We start from the raw sequence: 17,901 nt of genomic DNA, 5'->3' as shown, positions 1-17,901 counted from the left end.
TTGTGGGGCTAGCGGACAGGATAGCCCGAAAAGCCATTAAAGGCTTTCCGGGCCGTCCTTCATTCACCAGTCATTTTGCGATACCAGGCCGGATGGTGCTTGCGGGCCCAGGCGCGTGGGACGGTACCGCGCGTCATGGCGCGCACGGTGCCCTTGATCCAGATCGCGGCATAAATATGCACGACGATGCCGACGATGAGCAGGAATGCACAAACTGCATGCAGGACAGCGGCGGCGCGAATCACGAAGATCGGAAACATCCACGAAAACCAGGCGCGCCAGATGACGATCCCGGACAGCAGAAGGCCGATCATGCAGCCGATCATCATCCAGAACAGCAGCTTCTGGCCGCCGTTGTAGCGACCTACCGGCGGCAGGTTTTCTTCGCGATTGTTGACGACATCGCGAATCCCCTTCAGCCATTCGACATCATTCTTTTCGATCAGGTTATGGCGCCAGAATCCAATCGCCAGCACGGCAAAGCAGATGAACATCACCAGGCCGATGAATGGATGCAGGATGCGAGTCCAGGGACCGCCACCCAGCACGAAGCTGAGCCAGAACATCGATGGATGAAACAGCGCCAGCCCGGACAGCGCCAGCAGCACGAAGGTGATGGCGACGATCCAGTGGTTGATGCGTTCCTTGGCGTTGTAACGTTCGATCGTGTCGTTTTTTACGTCTCGTTCGGAATGGTTCATGGCGGCAGATCCTGCGAGTTAACGTTGCTGTCGGATGGCGTCGCCGGTAGTTTGGCGCGCCGCTTGGCATCGGTTTCTTCTCTTTCTGCAGCCTCGTCTTCCGGCGTGACTTCGTTCGGACCGACCTTGATGTAATGGAAGAATCCCGCCAGTGCCGTCAGTGCGATGCCGGCCAGCGCCAGCGGCTTGGCGGCACCTTTCCACAAGCCGACCATCGGGCTGATGCGCGGGTTATCCGGCAGTCCGTGATACAGCGACGGCTTGTCGGCATGATGCAGCACGTACATGACGTGGGTGCCACCGACGCCTTGCGGATCGTACAGTCCAGCCTTGTCGAAACCGCGCTCCTTGAGGTCGACGATGCGTTCTTCCGCATGCGTCTTCATGTCTTCCTTGGTGCCGAAGACGATAGCGCCGGTAGGGCAGGTCTTGACGCAAGCCGGTTCCTGGCCGACTGCCACGCGATCCGAGCACAACGTGCATTTGTAGGCCTTGTTGTCCTTCTTCGAAATGCGCGGCACGTCGAATGGACAACCGGTCACGCAATAGCCGCAGCCGATGCAGTTTTCTTCGTGGAAGTCGACGATGCCGTTGTTGTACTGGACAATCGCGCCCGGCGACGGGCAGGCCTTGAGGCAGCCCGGATCTTCGCAGTGCATGCAGCCGTCCTTGCGGATCAGCCATTCGAGATTGCCGTCCGGATTCTCATATTCCGAGAAGCGCATGACGGTCCACGAGTGTTCCGTCATGTTCGGCGGGTTATCCAGTACGCCGACGTTGACGCCGATGTCATCGCGCAGGTCGTTCCATTCCATACAGGCGGTCTGGCAAGCCTTGCAGCCGATGCATTTGGTGACGTCGATCAGCTTGGCGACGGTGCCGGTCACCGGCTCACGCACGCTTGGCGGCGGCGTGGTGGTGGCGGACACCCGCTTGATATCTAATGATTGCATTGACATGGTTTCTCCTATGCTTTCTCGACCTTGACCAGGAACGACTTGAATTCCGGTGTTTGCGAATTCCCGTCGCCCACACCAGGCGTCAGTGTGTTGGCAAGGTAGCCCGCTTTTGCCACGCCCTTGAATCCCCAGTGGATCGGGATGCCGACGTGATGCACAGGTTTACCCTCAATCATCATTTTCTTGATGCGCTTGGTTACTACCGCGACGGCAACGATGTGGCCGCGCTTGGAGCTGACCTTGACGCGCTCGCCGGCAACCACGCCGACTTCCTTCGCCAGATCTTCGCCAATCTCGACAAACTGCTCGGGCTGGAGAATCGAATTCAGGCGCGCATGCTTGGTCCAGTAGTGGAAATGCTCGGTGAGGCGGTAGGTGGTGCCGACATGCGGGAACGCATCGACCTTGCCGAACATGGCGCGATCGTCGGGGAATACCCGCGCTCCCGGATTGCTGGTCGCCGCTGGATTCTTTGGAAACAGCGGGTTGTAGCCGACCGGCGTTTCGAACGGCTCGTAATGCACCGGGAACGGCCCTTCAGCCATGCCGGCACGCGCGAAGAAACGCGCCACGCCTTCCGGATTCATGATGAACGGCCCCATGCCGCCGGTTGGGGTTTCGTCCACCTTGAAGTCAGGCACATCCGCGCCGCCCCATTTCTGGCCGTTCCAGCCGATCACCTTGCGCTTGGCATCGAACGGCTTGCCGTTGACATCGCAAGATGCGCGGTTGTACAGGATGCGGCGGTTGGCCGGCCACGCCCATGACCAGTTCAAGGTCTGGCCGATGCCGGTCGGATCCGAGTTGTCGCGGCGCGCCATCTGATTGCCTGCTTCAGTCCAGCAGCCGGCAAAAATCCAGCAGCCGGAAGCGGTGGTGCCATCGTCGCGCAACTCGGCGAAACCCGCTACCTGCTCGTTTTTCTTGCGGACGATCTTGGTTGGATCCTTCGGATCGGCCAGGTCCACGAGTGCTTTACCGTTGTATTCCTTGGCCAGTTCTTCCGCGGTCGGGCTTTCCGGATCGGAGTAAGGCCAGGCCAGGTTGACGATCGGATCAGGGAATGTGCCGCCGTCCTTGATGTACATCTTGCGCATCTTCAGGAACAGCGTCGACATGATTTCCAGGTCGCTACGCGCTTCGCCGGGAGCGTCCGCGCCTTTCCAGTGCCATTGCAGCCAGCGGCCGGAATTGACCAGCGAACCTTCTTCTTCGGCAAAGCAGGTGGTTGGCAGGCGGAATACTTCAGTCTGTATCTGGCTTGAATCGACGTCATTGAACTCGCCGAAGTTCTTCCAGAACTCGGACGTTTCAGTGGCCAGCGGATCCATCACGACCAGGAACTTCAGCTTGGCCAGGCTGGCGCCAATCTTGCCCTTGTCCGGCGCTGCCGCCAGCGGGTTGAAGCCTTGCGCGATGTAGCCGTTGACCTTGCCTTGCTTCATCAGCTCGAACACCTGCAGCATGTCGTACGGCTTGTCCAGCTTGGGCAGGTAATCGTAGGCCCAGTTGTTTTCCGCCTTGGCGGCATCGCCCCACCATGATTTCATCAGGCTGACGTGGAACTTGCCGTAGTTCTGCCAGTAACTCAGCTGGTTCGGACGCATTGGCTTGCTGGCGCGTGCCGCGATGTACTTGCTGAAGTCCTGTTCGGATTCCGAAGGCAGCGTCATGTAGCCCGGCAGCAGGTTGGTCATCAAGCCGAGATCGGTCAGGCCCTGGATGTTGGAGTGACCGCGCAATGCGTTCATGCCGCCACCGGCGATGCCGATATTGCCGAGCAGCAGCTGCACCATGGCGCCGGTACGGATGATTTGCGAGCCAATCGAGTGCTGAGTCCAGCCGAGTGCATACAGGACGGTGCCGGCGCGCGTCGGCGATGCGGTCGAAGCCAGCATTTCGCACACCTTCAGGAATTTTTCCTTGGGCGTGCCGCATACGCTTTCCACCATTTCCGGCGTATAGCGCTCGTAATGCGTCTTCATCAAGTTGAAGACGCAGCGCGGATGAGTCAGGGTTGGATCGGTTTTTACGAAGCCGTCGTCGCCCAGTTCATAGTCCCAGGTGGTCTTGGTGTAGTTGTGCTTGTCCGCGTTGTAGCCCGAGAAAATCCCGTCGTCAAAGGTGAAGTCCTCCCGCACGATGAACGTGAAGTCGGTGTAATTTTTGACGTACTCATGCTGGATCTGATCTTTTTCCAGCAGGTAGCGAATCACGCCACCGAGGAAAATGATGTCGGTGCCGGTACGGATAGGCGCGTAGAAATCCGCCACCGAGGCCGAGCGCGTAAAGCGCGGATCGACCACGATCAGCTTTGCCTTGTTATGTGCTTTTGCTTCTGTTACCCATTTGAAGCCGCACGGGTGCGCTTCGGCGGCGTTGCCGCCCATGATCAATATTACGTCCGCGTTCTTGATGTCGACCCAATGGTTCGTCATCGATCCTCGGCCAAACGTCGGGGCAAGACCTGCCACCGTCGGGCCGTGTCAGACACGGGCTTGGTTATCGAACGCCAGCAGTCCGAGACTGCGCATGGTTTTGTGGGTCAGGTAGCCGACTTCATTGCTGCTTGCCGAGGCTGCCAGCATGCCGGTCGTCAGCCAACGGTTGACGGTCAGGCCTTCCGGTGTCTTCTCGACGAAATTGGCATCGCGGTCTTGCTTCATCAGGGTTGCAATGCGGGTCAGCGCATCGTCCCACGACATCCGCTTCCATTCCTTGGAACCAGGCGCGCGGTATTCCGGGTATTGCAGGCGGTTGGGACTGTGGATGAAATCCAGCAGGCCTGCGCCTTTAGGGCACAGCGTGCCGCGGTTGACCGGGTGATCCGGATCGCCCTCGATGTGAAAGACGCTGGCCTTGGCGTTTTTTGCGCCATCGCCGAGGCTGTACATCAGGATTCCGCAACTGACGGAGCAGTAGGGGCATGTGTTGCGGGTTTCGGTGCTGCGCGCCAACTTATAGGTGCGCACTTCCGCCAGAGCCGGCGTCGGTGAAAACCCCATCAGCGCCAGACTCGAACCTGCCAGGGTAGCGCCAGTCGTTCTTAAGAACTGACGCCGTGACATGTGAACCATGGGTGGACCTCTCTTTGTGCAGTATTGCCAAATCGCGTCGGAACATGCTGTTTTATTATAGGATGGATTACTGTTTGCCAATAGATGGAAATGTTGCTTTTCCACTGCCATGGCAACCGTCCGGAGGAGAGTTGACAGAATGTTCCGATAGTTATCGAATTGGTAATTATACCTCAAGCTGTTGGATACTGCGGTTCACGCCGCCAGTGCAACGCGGCATAATACGGGCATGGAACAACAAATTATCGACATTGATACTGCCGATTGGCAGATCAGCACACCGAACTCAGCCTGGATTTCTGCGCTTGAAGCAGGAAAAGTCTTGTATTTTCCTCGCCTGAGTTTTACTTTCACCGCCGATGAGCAGCGTTTCCTGACGCCGGCGATTCGTGATCCAAAGAGCCGCAATATCAGCCTCGATGCCAACGGCCAGTTGAAAGGCGCGTTGGGCGATGCGGCGGACCAGGCCGCACTGGCCAACATGATCGGGCGTTTCCGCACCCAGGCGCAGCAACTGATCCATTCCTTGCTCCCGGCGTATGCCGACACGCGCAGCGAGTTACGGCTGGCGCCGACCAGCTACCGGCCGATGCAGGTGGAAACGCGCGCGCAATCCTGGCGCGCCGACGACCGTCGCATGCATGTCGATGCCTTTCCTTCGCGACCGAATTACGGCGAGCGCATCCTGCGCGTCTTCGCCAACGTCAATCCAGAAGGCGTGCCGCGCGTTTGGCGCGTCGGCGAGCCGTTCGAAGATGTGGCGCAGCGCTTCCTGCCGCGGGTGAAGAAGTATTCGCGCTGGCAGGCGCAGGTATTGAATGCCTTGCACGTGACCAAGTCGTTCCGCAGCGAATACGATCACCTGATGCTGCAACTGCATGATGCGATGAAATCGGATCTGGATTATCAGAAAGACGGTCCGCAAGTGACGCAGCCGTTTGCTGCCGGATCGGTGTGGGTATGTTTTTCCGACCAGACGCCGCATGCCGTGATGTCGGGCCAGTACATGATGGAGCAGACCTTGCATCTTCCTCCTTCCAGGCAGTATGACCCGGACGCCAGTCCGTTGGCGATCCTGCGTCGTCTCACCGGCCGTGCGCTGACCGAATGAAATCGGCGGTGGGGTTTGATGCAGGGCGGGCCTGGCGTATCCGCTTGTTGTATTCGGCAGTATGGTGGCTGGCAATGCCGATGGTATTGCTGCGCTTGTGGCGGCGTGGCAGCAAGGAGCCAGGTTACCGGCAGCATGTACTGGAACGTATCGGCTTTTATCCGCGCCTGGCGCCGGAACTGGCGTCGCGCAAATTTTTGTGGGTCCATGCCGTGTCGGTTGGCGAAACGCGTGCCGCCGAGCCGCTGATTGCCGCGCTGCTTGACGCCTATCCGCAACATGCAATCCTGCTGACGCACATGACAGCGACGGGGCGCGCCACCGGGCAAGCCTTGTTCGGCAAGTCGCCGCGCGTGCAGCAATGCTTTCTTCCGTACGATACCGGCTGGATGGTGGGACGCTTCCTGCGTCATTTCAAGCCCGCCCTGTGCGTCCTGATGGAAACCGAGGTATGGCCTAACCTGATCGTCCAATGCGGACAGTATCGGGTGCCGGTGGCGCTGGTCAACGCACGCCTGTCAGAACGTTCGTTGCGGCGCGGGAAGCGTTTTTCCACGTTGATGACTGAAGCCGCCAGCGGCATGTCCTGCGTCGGCGCGCAAACCGAGGCTGACGCCGGACGTTTACGCCAACTTGGCGGTAACAATGTGCATGTGACCGGCAGCGTCAAATTCGACGTGACGCCGCCACCGGCTTTGCTGGAGGTTGGCAGCGCGCTGCGCGCGCAGATCGGCAAGCGACCAGTCCTGCTGTGCGCCAGTACGCGCGAAGGCGAGGAGGAACTGATCCTCAATGCCTTGTCGCGTCGCAGCCATGATCCGGCATATGCCGATTTGCTCACCGTGATCGTGCCGCGTCACCCGCAACGCTTTGATGAAGTGGCCGATATGGCGGCGAGCAAGGGGTTGCCGCCGTTGCGCCGGACACGCTTGGGGAGTTCCGAGGTGCCTGCGGAAGTGAAGGTGCTGGTCGGCGATTCGATGGGCGAAATGTTTGCTTATTACTCATTGTGCGACGTTGCCTTCATCGGCGGCAGCTTGTTGCCCATGGGCGGGCAAAACCTGATCGAGGCTTTTGCCGTGGGCAAGCCGGTATTGATCGGGCCGCACACATTCAATTTTTCCGCGATTACCGAACAAGCCATCGCCGCCGGTGCTGCGCAACGGGTGACAGACGTCGACAATATGTTGGATGCCGCAGTCCACCTGCTGGAGAATGACCAGGAGCGCCAGGCGATGGGCGAGCAAGCCGGCAACTTTGCACGCCAGCATCGCGGCGCCACAGCACGCACCATGGCATTGCTGCAGCCGTTGATCTCCAGCGCTTGAACATGCATGGCACAGTAATTGCGACGAAACTAGTCAGTGCGTTGTTTCTGTTGCCGACTAATCTGCTATTGGCATGCGTTGTCGGCATGCTGTTGCGGCGCAGGTATCCACGCCTCGGCGTCGCGGTCTGCGTTGCATCATTGCTGCTGTTGGCGGTATTGAGCAGTAAAGCCGGGGCCATGTTGCTGGCGGCGCCGTTGGAACAGCGCGTCTTGCCTTTGGTCGAGGCGCGCGCCGGCGACGCGCAAGCGATCGTGATACTCGGCGGAGGGCGCTTGGCGAATGCGCCGGAATACGCGAACAGCGATGCGCCAAATTATTGGACGCTGGCTCGCCTGCGATATGGCGCCAGGCTGCAGCGGCAGACTGGTTTGCCGATCCTGGTGTCGGGCGGGATGCCGGAAGGCAGCAAAGTATCCGAGGCGGCGCTGATGGCCAACAGCTTGCGAGACGATTTTGCGGTCCCGGTAAAGTGGCTGGAAGGCGCATCTGATAACACCGAACAGAATGCCGTCTTTTCGGCGGAGATACTGAAGCGGGCCGGGGTAACGAAAATTTTGCTGGTTACCGATGCCTTGCATATGCTGCGAGCGCAAGCCATGTTCGTTCACGCGGGCCTCGACACGGTGGCGGCACCGACCGTATTTCTCAGCCGGGATCGGCTGACGTTGTTGAGTTTCCTGCCTTCGGGGGAGGGTATGCAGCGTAGCGCTTATGCCTTGCATGAGTGGCTCGGATTGTTGTGGTATCGGATCCGCAGCGGCCATTCGTAAGGCCCTGGAACTGCAAGATGGGTGCTTGAATCAAACCCATCTCATGACTCGGGGCAGTACATTTTTCACTGATGTATGTAGGTGATTTAACAACACAGGACACTTTATAGTGCCGTGCGGAATTTAAATTTGCTATCCTTCGTTTCTTAAAAAGTACAAACTGGTATTAACGCATTGTTTTCACGAAATATTTTTTACAAATTATTTCAATTAAGTTTATCCGTGAATTTCAGGGATATTTATAATATAAGCCGGTAAGGATTGCAATTGGGCACCAATTTATCCAGTAATTCAACTCCCAGCATCTCTCCGAATTCAGATGCTGTGCATATTGCCTTTGGTGTCGATACCAATTATTTTCGGGGTATGGCGGTAAATATTACCTCCATACTGAAAAATAATCCTGGCATGGTTTTTATTTTCCATGTGTTCGCTTTTTCCATTACTGACGATAGTCGTCGCAGATTGGAAGATTTGGAAAAGAAATATGATATTGCCATTAATATTCATATTCTTCATCAAGATATATTATCTGACTTTAACCAATTCCCGTGTTTTTCTCAGCATCCATTGGGCACCTTCATTCGTATTTTGATTCCTAATTTACTGCAAGGAATAACGAATAAAGCACTTTATCTTGATGCCGATATTTTATGCTTAGGAGAGTTAAGGGAGCTGCAGTCCATTAATATAGACGACTGTATTGCCGCTGTTGTGCATGATGAAGTTGAAACTACTGCAAAAACACAAATTGCGGCATTGAAGCTTTCGCATGCCGACTATTTCAATGCCGGGGTCATGTATATCAACATTGACAATTGGGTAGCGAATGACTGTCAAAGCAAGGCGCTTACCGTCCTGTCGACGCAGCAATTGCTTTTCGCCGATCAGGATGCATTAAATGCCGTATTGAATGGGCACGTAAAGTATATCGATGAAAAATGGAATTTTCGCTACCATTTGGTGGATTTTCTCAGCAAAGGCGGTAAAACGTTGAATGTTACTGCGCCAGTTGTCTTCATGCATTTTACCGGACCGGTAAAACCTTGGCATGATTGGTGTCTGCATGAAGCGAAAGATATTTTTGTTCGCTATCAATCAGCATCTTCTTGGGCTGATGTACTGTTGGATCAACCTAAAAGCACAAGAGAAATGAAATTGTTCTCAAAATTTCTTCTTAAACAAAAAAGGCCTTTTGAAGGTCTTTTTTGGCATGGTAAATATTTGTGGTCAAGATCGGTAAAGAATATTAAATTTCACATCAAGTGAAAATCCATTTTTTGACGATACGATATTTTTAAATAATTATCGTTTGGATAAATTAAATATTTTTTATTTCTGTTGAATTGTTTTTGTGTATTTATCATCGGTTTGGGAAATATCTGGAAATTGGAGAAATACTTGCGTCACGTAAAGTTATTGATTGCTTTTTTAGTCGTTTCTTTCTATATAAGCGCATTGCTTGTGGATCGTGCAGCTGGAGTGATTTTTGGTGTGTTGTTGCTGCTTAGCTTAATACTCCTTGTGTCTTCGAGACAATCGGATAGTGAATCATTCGGCGGTTTGGTAAAGCAATATTGGCTTCTTGGCCTAGCAATGTGTGGCCCTCTGATTGCGGTTTTCGCCAATCAGGTTGGATCAAATCATTTCGTGGCAAGAACATACGATTCGCCATTCCGTCTCGCAATGTTTAGTTTAATATTTTGGTTATTCTCATTTTTACCCATAAAATATATGCGATATGTTCAATGGGGATGGGTTATCGGAGCTCTTCTCTCCGCCGTAAAAATTTATGACCTTACTTATGGAGGGGTTATTCGTTATGGGGATGATTTTATTCCGATAATTATTTTTGCTGAGATGGCGCTCCTGCTAGGCATGTTTGCGACATTATCAATTGCGTGGGATACGCACCACGATAAATTAATTATACTATTAAAAATTTCTGCGTTATTTGCGGGGCTATATGCGGCATATTTATCGCAATCACGCGGCGTTTGGATGACGATTCCAGTTTTCTTATTTATTGCAGGCCTAGCAGCAAAAAATATTTCTTTTCGCTATAAATTTTATTTAATTATTTTCTTCGTGGCTATATTGGGATCGATTTCATATTTTGGGAATATTGTAAAAACCCGAATGTCAGGTGCTGAAAATGATATCAGTCAATATTCGATGGGTGAAAATGTAGATACGTCCCTTGGTATTCGCCTGCAATTGTGGCGTGGATCATGGGTGTTGTTCAAGGAACATCCAGTTTTTGGTGTTGGTGTCGAAAACTTCCCAAAAGCTTTAACTGAATTGGCCGAGCGGAAAATTATTACACCTGTCTCGGCGACCTTCCCGCATTCACATAATGAAATATTGTTTGTGATGTCTCGATTGGGAACATTTGGATTATTAGCAATACTCGGATTATATTTTATTCCGGTATATTATTTTTTCCGAGAAATACGACATAATGATTCAGAAGTTCGATGTACAGCAGCAATGGGGCTGTCATTATGTTTGGGGTTTTTTACATTGGGATTGGTCGATGTGGTTTTCCTGTGGTGGGAAATTTTCCCCTACTATGTTATAAGCATTGCTTTTTTTCTTTCCTATATAATAAAACGCAAGAAAGAAGTCACAGTGTCATTATCTTGAGCCGTAATCTTCAATATATAAAAAATGTCGCGTAAGCGGCATTTTTTTGAGATAACCAATGGAACATCTCAATCAAGTTTTTGAGGATAGATCACTCGAGTCTCTCGATAATGGGGCGAGTATCGACAATTCCATTTGGGTTCATGTTTTGCCAGCGCCAGGAATCGGCGCAAATGGCATCAATTCCTCGTGTCGCATGCCAATCCAATATTGTTGCTGCCAGGGAGGGATCTGCATAATATGCCGGAACGTCGCCTGGCCGCCGGGCAACAATGTCATATGGAATTGGTCGCCCGCTCGCTTTTTCATAAGCCTGAATCACTTCCAGAACGCTAATCCCTTGGCCAGAGCCGAGATTGATCGTGAAGGAAGAACTATTCGACGCATCGCGATTGAGCAAGTGCGACAGCGCTGAAACGTGGCCCTCCGCCAAATCCATCACATGGATGTAGTCGCGCACGCCGGTGCCGTCCTGGGTGGGGTAGTCGCCGCCGTATACACGGAGTTTTTCGAGTTTTCCGACGGCAACTTGTGCGACGTAAGGCATCAGGTTGTTGGGGATGCCCCGCGGGCTTTCTCCGATCAATCCGCTTTCATGCGCGCCGACCGGGTTGAAATAGCGCAGGTAAGCAATGCGCCAATCGTTGTCCGAATGTTCCAGATCGCGCAACATTTGTTCGCTCATCAATTTTGTATGGCCGTACGGATTGGTTGCCTTTAAGGGGGCGTCTTCTTTGATCGGGATGGATTCCGGGTCGCCATAAACTGTCGCGGAAGAGCTGAATACCAGCGTTTTTACCGCATGCGCGGCCATGGTGCTGCAGACGTTCAACAGGCCGTTCAGATTTGTGTTGTAGTAAGCCAGTGGGTTTGCGACCGACTCGCCAACAGCTTTCAACGCGGCAAAATGAATCACGGCATCAATCTTGTTCTGCGAGAAAACGGCATCGACAAGGGCTTTGTCCCGGACGTCGCCTTCGATGAAAGTCGGGCTGTTTCCAGTTATTTGGGAAATTCTGTCGACAACGCCAACAGCGCTGTTGCACAGGTTATCCAGGCCGATAACGTTGTATCCGGCTTCAATCAAGGTACACCAGGTGTGGGAGCCAATATATCCAGTAGCACCGGTCAGGAGGATGGTTTTCTTCATAAAGAAATATTCAATTTATATTGGCAATCCAGGACATTTCTCGCTGCCGTATCGACGATAGAGGCAAACTGTAACAAAAAAAACGCCGCACATGTGCGGCGTTTTTGTTGGCATGACGACCTGAGGTCGACAGAAACTACGATTTTGGCGTTACCGTATTTTCATTCAATCCACCGCCCAATGAACGATACAGATCAATCGCATTATTCAAGCGCAGTTGACGGGTCTGGATCAGCGATTGCTGTGCCGAGAACAAGTCACGCTGTGCGTTCAGGCGGTCAGTCGAGCTGGCGATGCCGTTCTTGTAACGCAGATCGGTCAGCCTCGCGCGTTCTTCCTGCGCCTTCACGAAAGCATCCTGCGCCTCCAGCTGTTCATCCAGCGTGCTGCGGGCGACCAGTGCATCAGATACTTCCCTGAATGCGCTCTGGATGGTCTTTTCATAGGTGGCGATCGCCTGATTCTTGCGAATCTCGCTCAGCGACAGATTGGCGCGGTTGCGTCCACCTTCAAAGATCGGCAGCGTCAGTTGCGGCACGAACGACCAGGTGCGGCTGCCGGCCGAGAACAGGCTGCCCAGCGAGGTGCTGGAATTGCCGATTCCTGCGGTCAGCGAAATGGTCGGGAAGAAGGCCGCGCGCGCAGCACCGATATTCGCGTTGGCGGAGCGCAGCTGCTGCTCTGCCTGGCGGATGTCGGGACGGCGGTTCAGCAAGTCGGAAGGCAGGCCGGCAGGGATGTCGCTGACGATCTTTTCATCCGACAGCATTTGCGGCGCAGGCAGATCGCCTAACGGCTTGCCAACCAGTAGCACCAGAGCATTGGTAGCCTGGCCGCGCTGGCGCACCAGTGTGGCCAAGGAGACGCGCGCCGATTGCACCAGCGTTTCCGAGTTGCGCAGGTCGAGCGCCGAGGAGGCGCCGACTTCGAAACGCATCTTGTCCAGCTTGTAATCGTCCAGGCGGCTATCCAATGTCTGCTGCGCCAGCCGCTGCTGTTCGGCATACGACTGCTCAGTCAGATAGGCTTGGGCGACTTGCGAAATCAGGCTGATTTGCGCCGATTGCCGCGCTTCCTCGGTGGCCAGATAGCTCGCCAGGGCGGCATCTTTCAGACTGCGCACACGACCGAAGAAATCCAGCTCGAACGCTGTCATGTTCAAGCCGACCTGGTAGGCGGTGCCGACGGCAGGCTGGCCAGGAAACAGCTGATCCGAGGCTGTACGGCTACGGGTACGGCTGAAGTTGCCGTTGAAGTTAGGCAGCGCATCGGCAGCAGTGATGTCGTACTGTGCCCGTGCTTCCTCGATATTCAAGGCCGCCGTGCGCAGGTCACGGTTGTTTTCCAGCGCGGACGAGATCAGCGCTTGCAGGCGCTGGTCCGGGAAAAATTCGCGCCAGCCGAGCTCAGCCGCATCGTATTGCGCCTTGCCGTCAGCCGCAGCCGGGTAGGTGCCGGCCACCGGCGCCTCCGGACGGACGTAGGTCGGCGCCATGGTGCAACCCGAGAGAACGCCCACCAGCAGCAGTGCGCCAGTCAGGTTCTTGGGTAAGAACGCCGTAGTTGCCATATTAAACATGCTGATTCTCCACATCTATTTTTTTGTTGGCCGCATACATCTTCCGTTGGCGTTCGCTGCCTTTGAAGATCTTGCGCACCACCACGAAGAACACAGGCACCAGGAACACTGCCAGTAATGTCGCTGTAATCATGCCGCCCATGACGCCGGTACCGATCGCGCGTTGGCTGCCTGAGCCAGCGCCGGTCTTGATCACCAGCGGCAAGACGCCGAGGATAAATGCGAACGAGGTCATCAGAATCGGGCGGAAGCGCAGATGCACCGCTTCCAGAGTCGCTTCGATCAGGCCCTTGCCTTGTGCTTGCAGGTCTTTGGCGAACTCGATAATCAGAATCGCATTTTTTGCCGACAAGCCGACCACGGTAATCATCCCGACCTTGAAGTAGACGTCGTTCGGCATGCCGCGCAAGGTAACGCCGAGCAGCGCACCGAGAATACCCAGCGGCACCACCAGCATCACTGCCACTGGAATCGAAGTGCTTTCATACAAGGCTGCCAGCACCAGGAATACGGCAATCAACGACAGCAGATACAGCATCGGCGCTTGCGAACCGGAAGTCTTTTCTTCCAGCGACTGGCCGGTCCATTCAAAGCCGAAGCCAGGAGGCAGCTTGGCAGTCAATGCTTCCATTTCGTCCATCGCTTCGCCGGTGCTGTGGCCAGGAGAGGCGCCGCCGGAAATCTTCATCGCCGGATAGCCGTTGTAGCGGGTCAGCTGCACAGGGCCTTTGGTCCATTCCGAAGTGGTGAACGACGAGAACGGCACCATGGTGCCAGCTGTGTTCTTGACGTACAGCTTGGCCAGATCTTCCGGTTGCAGACGTTGCGGCGCATCGGCTTGCACGATCACGCGTTGTTGACGACCCTGGTTCGGGAAGTCATTGACGTAGGAAGAACCGAGTGCAGTCGACAGCGTGCTGTTGATGGCGCTGAACGACACGCCCTGGGCATTCGCCTTGTCGCGGTCAATATTGAGCTGCAGCTGTGGCGAATCTTCCAGGCCTTCTGGACGGACGCCGGCCAGGATCTTGCTCTGCGATGCCATGCCGAGCAACTGATTACGGGCCGCGGTCAGTGCCGCATGTCCTTGTCCCGAACGATCCTGCAGGCGGAAGGTAAAGCCAGTGGCGTTACCCAGTTCCGGGATCGGTGGCGGGTTCAGCGGATACACAATGGCGTCCTTGATTTGCGAGAACACGCCAAATGCCTTGCCAGCGATGGCGTCGGCGGATTGGTCCGGACCACGTTCGCTCCAGTCTTTCAGCGGCGTGAACACCAGGCCGGCATTCTGCCCATTACCGGAGAAGCTGAAGCCGGTAATGGCAACGACATTGGCGACGCCAGGCAGTTTGCCGTAATAGGCTTCAATCTGCTTGATGACTTCCAATGTGCGGTTGGCGCTGGCGCCGGCCGGCAATTGCACGTTGGTGATGATGTAGCCCTGGTCTTCCGATGGCAGGAACGATGCCGGCAAGCGGGTGTACAGCAGGCCCACGCCGACCAGGATCGCGCCATAGATGAACAGATAGCGGCCGGTCTTGGCCAGCATCTTGGCGACTACGCCTTGATAGCTGTTGGTGGTGGCGTTGAACTTGCGGTTGAACCAGCCGAAGAATCCCTTCTTCTCATGGTGATGTCCTGCTTCCACCGGCTTCAGGATGGTGGCGCACAGCGCTGGTGTCAGCGTGAAGGCCATCAATACCGAGAACACCATCGAAGCAACCATCGACAGCGAGAACTGTTTATAAATCGCGCCCACAGCGCCGCTGAAGAAAGCCATCGGGATGAACACCGCGATCAGCACCAGCGTGATACCGATCAGCGCGCCGGTGATCTGGCCCATTGCCTTGCGGGTTGCATCGCGCGGCGACAAACCTTCTTCGCTCATGATGCGCTCGACGTTTTCCACCACCACGATCGCATCGTCAATCAGGATACCGATCGCCAGCACCATACCGAACATGGTCAGCACGTTGATCGAGAAACCAAACAGCAGCAGTGTGGCAAAAGTACCCATCAGCGCCACCGGCACGACGATTGTTGGAATCAGCGTGTAGCGGATGTTTTGCAGGAACAGATACATCACCAGGAACACCAGGACGATCGCTTCGACCAGGGTCTTGACCACTTCTTCAATCGAGATCTTGACGAATTTCGAAGTGTCGTATGGGATTTCGTATTGGACGCCGGCCGGGAAATACTGGGACAGCTCCTTCATTTTGGCCTTGACTGCCGTCGCGGTACCTAATGCGTTTGCAGTTGGCGACAATTGCACACCGACGAACGAAGTAGGCTTGCCATCGAGTCGGCCGGCAGTCGCATAAGACTGACCGCCGATTTCGATGCGGGCAACATCGCGCAGGCGCACGATCGAACCATCCGAATTGGCGCGCAACTGGATATTGCCGAACTGTTCAACAGTAGTCAGCTGGCCGGTTGCCACCACGGTAGCCGAAATCTGCTGCGTGCCAGGGCTCGGCAGATCGCCAAGCGTACCGCCGGCGACCAGCGCATTTTGCGCGGTGATTGCGGCAGTGACGTCAGCAGGCGTCAGGTTGAGTCCGACCAGTTTGGCCGGATCAATCCAGATCCGCATCGCGCGCTCGGTACCGAACAGCTGTGCCTGGCCGACGCCTGGCACGCGTTTGATTTCATTGAGCACGTTGCGCGACAGGTAGTCGCCCAGCGCGATCGGATCAAGCTTGCCGTCGGTCGACGAGAGGCCGATGAACATCAGGAAGTTACTGCGCGACTTGGTAACCTGCACGCCGTTCTGCGTCACCACGGCCGGCAGACGCGCTTCGACACGCTTGAGGCGGTTCTGCACATCCACCGCTGCCAGGTCGGCATTGGTTTCCGGGGTAAACGTCACGGTGATGGATACGGAACCGTCGGCCTGGCTTTGCGATTCAATGTATTGCAAGCCGTCAGCGCCGTTCATTTCCTGTTCAATCAGGCTGGTAACGCTATCGTCGATGGTTTGTGCGGTAGCGCCTGGATACGATGCGCTAACGACAATCGTTGGTGGTGCAATCGAAGGATACTGGGCCACCGGTAATTGCGTGATCGCCAAGGCACCCCCGAGCAGGATGAAGATGGCGAGCACCCACGCAAATACGGGGCGGTCGATGAAAAACTTGCCCATTAATAGGCTCCTTATTTAGCAGTTGAGGCAGCTGCGGCGGCGCTGGCGCCGGTTGCTGCAGCGGGTGCGGCTGCGGCGGCCGGATTCCATGGCGATGGATTAACCACCGCACCAGGCTTGACCTTTTGCAAACCATCGACGATCACTTTGTCGCCGCTCTTCAAACCTTCAGTGACGATCCACTTGTCGCCCTGCGCCTTATCGGCAACTACCGGCCGTACCGAGACCTTGTTGTCGGCGCCGACCACAAACACCGATGCGCCGTTCAGGTCACGCTGGACCGCTTGTTGCGGAACAGTGAGGGCTGATTCGTCGACCGCTTGTTCCAGCTTGGCGCGTACGTACATGCCAGGCAACAGGTTGTGGTCAGGGTTAGGGAATTCGGCGCGCAAGGTCACCGAACCAGTGTTGGGATCAACGGTCAGGTCGGAGAACAGCAGCTTGCCGGATTGCGGATAAACGCGGCCATCTTCGGTCTTCAACGTGACCTTGGCTTGTCCTTGGCCGGCGCTTTTCAGTTGGCCATTGCGCATTGCATCTTGCAGCTTCAGGATGTCGGTGCTGGATTGGGTCAGGTTGACGTAGATCGGATCGATTTGCTGCACGGTTGCCAACTGGGTCACTTCACCCTGGCCGACCAGTGCGCCTTCAGTTACCAACGCTTTGCCGATGCGGCCGGCGATTGGCGAAGTCACGGTGGCGTAGCCGAGATTGAGGCTGGCGGTCTGGCGTGCGGCCTTGGCCGATGCCACGTCTGCAGCTGCCTGCTTTTGTGCGGCGACGGTGTCGTCGTAATCCTGCTTGCTGACGGCATTCACGTCTACCAGCGGTTTATAGCGCTGTGCTTTCAAGGTCGCAGTCGTCAGGTTGGCTTCGGCTTTGGCCAATGTTGCTTGCGCATTGTCGTAGGCCGCTTGCAACGGCGCCGGATCGATCAGGTACAGCACTTGGCCTGCCTTGACGTCGCTACCTTCGCGGAAACTGCGCTTGAGTACGATACCGGCTGCGCGGGCGCCGATCTGGGCGACGCGTGTCGCTTCCAGGCGACCTGGCAGTTCAGTACTCAGCGCCAGGCTTTCCGGTGCGATGGTGACAACGGAAACGCCAGGCGGCGGTGGCACTTGCGCTTCAGGTTTTTTACCGCAAGCGGCAACAGCGGAGAGGACCGCAACGGCCAGGGTGATACGCGTGAGACGACTGATAGAGCTAACTGAATTCATAAAATTCTCGCACGGTAATTGAGGAGGGACTGCAAATCTGACAAGGGACTCTGTTTCTTGAAAGGACATAGGATATATAAGTAATTGCCGGGCTGCATGAGCAGACCAGAGGAAACGGGTAAAACGGCCAGAATCCTGCTATTATACATACATGCATGAATGTATGTACTGCTGCTCATCTTCGTATTAAATTATTGCTGCGAATGCACAAA

The 17,901-nt window shown here is 55.2% G+C and carries 12 protein-coding genes; 5 read left to right on the top strand and 7 right to left on the bottom strand.

Annotated features, from left to right (window positions below):
* Nucleotides 1-59: 59 nt before the first annotated feature.
* Genes ACIPF8_RS17910 through fdnG form a run of 3 tightly spaced genes read right to left on the bottom strand, consistent with a single transcriptional unit; the run spans nt 60 to nt 4,737 of the window.
* Nucleotides 60-701: a formate dehydrogenase subunit gamma gene (locus ACIPF8_RS17910; protein WP_400423578.1), complete on the bottom strand. Its 642-nt coding sequence runs from the start codon at nt 699-701 to the stop codon at nt 60-62.
* Nucleotides 698-1,660: a formate dehydrogenase subunit beta gene (gene fdxH / locus ACIPF8_RS17905; RefSeq protein ID WP_400423577.1), complete on the bottom strand. Its 963-nt coding sequence runs from the start codon at nt 1,658-1,660 to the stop codon at nt 698-700. Before fdxH ends, ACIPF8_RS17910 begins: the two co-directional genes overlap by 4 nt.
* An 8-nt stretch (nt 1,661-1,668) precedes the next feature.
* Nucleotides 1,669-4,737, bottom strand: coding sequence for a formate dehydrogenase-N subunit alpha (fdnG, locus tag ACIPF8_RS17900; protein ID WP_400423576.1), 3,069 nt, complete (start codon nt 4,735-4,737; stop codon nt 1,669-1,671).
* A gap of 229 nt (nt 4,738-4,966) precedes the next feature.
* On the opposite strand from fdnG, the gene ACIPF8_RS17895 reads away from it, so the two are divergent.
* The 5 genes from ACIPF8_RS17895 to ACIPF8_RS17875 all read left to right on the top strand — a co-directional run bounded on the left by ACIPF8_RS17895 (nt 4,967) and on the right by ACIPF8_RS17875 (nt 10,595).
* On the top strand, nt 4,967-5,848 hold the full coding sequence (locus tag ACIPF8_RS17895; RefSeq protein ID WP_400423574.1) for a Kdo hydroxylase family protein: 882 nt from the start codon (nt 4,967-4,969) through the stop codon (nt 5,846-5,848).
* 38 nt (nt 5,849-5,886) lie between these two features.
* On the top strand, nt 5,887-7,176 hold the full coding sequence (gene waaA / locus ACIPF8_RS17890; RefSeq protein WP_400423775.1) for a lipid IV(A) 3-deoxy-D-manno-octulosonic acid transferase: 1,290 nt from the start codon (nt 5,887-5,889) through the stop codon (nt 7,174-7,176).
* A 2-nt stretch (nt 7,177-7,178) separates the two neighbouring features.
* Complete coding sequence (locus ACIPF8_RS17885; RefSeq protein WP_400423572.1) at nt 7,179-7,949, top strand: YdcF family protein; 771 nt, start codon at nt 7,179-7,181, stop codon at nt 7,947-7,949.
* A 267-nt stretch (nt 7,950-8,216) separates the two neighbouring features.
* Nucleotides 8,217-9,218, top strand: a complete 1,002-nt coding sequence (locus ACIPF8_RS17880) for a glycosyltransferase family 8 protein (protein ID WP_400423570.1) — start codon at nt 8,217-8,219, stop codon at nt 9,216-9,218.
* Nucleotides 9,219-9,350: 132 nt separating this feature from the next.
* Nucleotides 9,351-10,595 carry an O-antigen ligase family protein gene (locus tag ACIPF8_RS17875; RefSeq protein WP_400423568.1) on the top strand — a complete coding sequence of 415 codons (1,245 nt, stop codon included), beginning with the start codon at nt 9,351-9,353 and terminating at the stop codon, nt 10,593-10,595.
* Nucleotides 10,596-10,686: 91 nt separating this feature from the next.
* Here the strand turns inward: ACIPF8_RS17875 and galE are convergent, their stop codons facing one another.
* The 4 genes from galE to ACIPF8_RS17855 all read right to left on the bottom strand — a co-directional run bounded on the left by galE (nt 10,687) and on the right by ACIPF8_RS17855 (nt 17,689).
* Nucleotides 10,687-11,745 (bottom strand): UDP-glucose 4-epimerase GalE, encoded by a 1,059-nt coding sequence (gene galE, locus ACIPF8_RS17870; RefSeq protein WP_400423566.1) that lies wholly within the window; start codon nt 11,743-11,745, stop codon nt 10,687-10,689.
* Nucleotides 11,746-11,881: 136 nt separating this feature from the next.
* Nucleotides 11,882-13,324 carry an efflux transporter outer membrane subunit gene (locus ACIPF8_RS17865; protein ID WP_400423564.1) on the bottom strand — a complete coding sequence of 481 codons (1,443 nt, stop codon included), beginning with the start codon at nt 13,322-13,324 and terminating at the stop codon, nt 11,882-11,884.
* The gene (locus tag ACIPF8_RS17860; protein ID WP_400423562.1) at nt 13,317-16,469 is read right to left on the bottom strand and encodes an efflux RND transporter permease subunit; all 3,153 of its coding nucleotides are present in this window, start codon (nt 16,467-16,469) and stop codon (nt 13,317-13,319) included. The genes ACIPF8_RS17865 and ACIPF8_RS17860 overlap by 8 nt, the downstream gene beginning before the upstream one ends.
* Nucleotides 16,470-16,480: 11 nt before the next feature.
* Nucleotides 16,481-17,689, bottom strand: coding sequence for an efflux RND transporter periplasmic adaptor subunit (locus tag ACIPF8_RS17855; protein ID WP_400423560.1), 1,209 nt, complete (start codon nt 17,687-17,689; stop codon nt 16,481-16,483).
* Nucleotides 17,690-17,901 lie beyond the last annotated feature (212 nt).

Origin of the sequence: Collimonas sp. NPDC087041 (assembly GCF_044745265.1) — a bacterium.
Taxonomy (GTDB): Bacteria; Pseudomonadota; Gammaproteobacteria; order Burkholderiales; family Burkholderiaceae_D; genus Collimonas.
Note: the sequence above shows the minus strand (reverse complement) of the source record. Positions and strands in the feature narration are given on the sequence as shown.

What these genes read in the sequence shown, in the direction of transcription:
- ACIPF8_RS17895 (WP_400423574.1), top strand. Translation starts at nt 4,967, where the DNA reads ATGGAACAACAAATTATCGACATTGATACTGCCGATTGGCAGATCAGC.
- fdxH (WP_400423577.1), bottom strand. Translation starts at nt 1,660, where the DNA reads ATGTCAATGCAATCATTAGATATCAAGCGGGTGTCCGCCACCACCACG.
- ACIPF8_RS17860 (WP_400423562.1), bottom strand. Translation starts at nt 16,469, where the DNA reads ATGGGCAAGTTTTTCATCGACCGCCCCGTATTTGCGTGGGTGCTCGCC.
- ACIPF8_RS17910 (WP_400423578.1), bottom strand. Translation starts at nt 701, where the DNA reads ATGAACCATTCCGAACGAGACGTAAAAAACGACACGATCGAACGTTAC.
- ACIPF8_RS17865 (WP_400423564.1), bottom strand. Translation starts at nt 13,324, where the DNA reads ATGTTTAATATGGCAACTACGGCGTTCTTACCCAAGAACCTGACTGGC.
- ACIPF8_RS17885 (WP_400423572.1), top strand. Translation starts at nt 7,179, where the DNA reads ATGCATGGCACAGTAATTGCGACGAAACTAGTCAGTGCGTTGTTTCTG.
- galE (WP_400423566.1), bottom strand. Translation starts at nt 11,745, where the DNA reads ATGAAGAAAACCATCCTCCTGACCGGTGCTACTGGATATATTGGCTCC.
- ACIPF8_RS17855 (WP_400423560.1), bottom strand. Translation starts at nt 17,689, where the DNA reads ATGAATTCAGTTAGCTCTATCAGTCGTCTCACGCGTATCACCCTGGCC.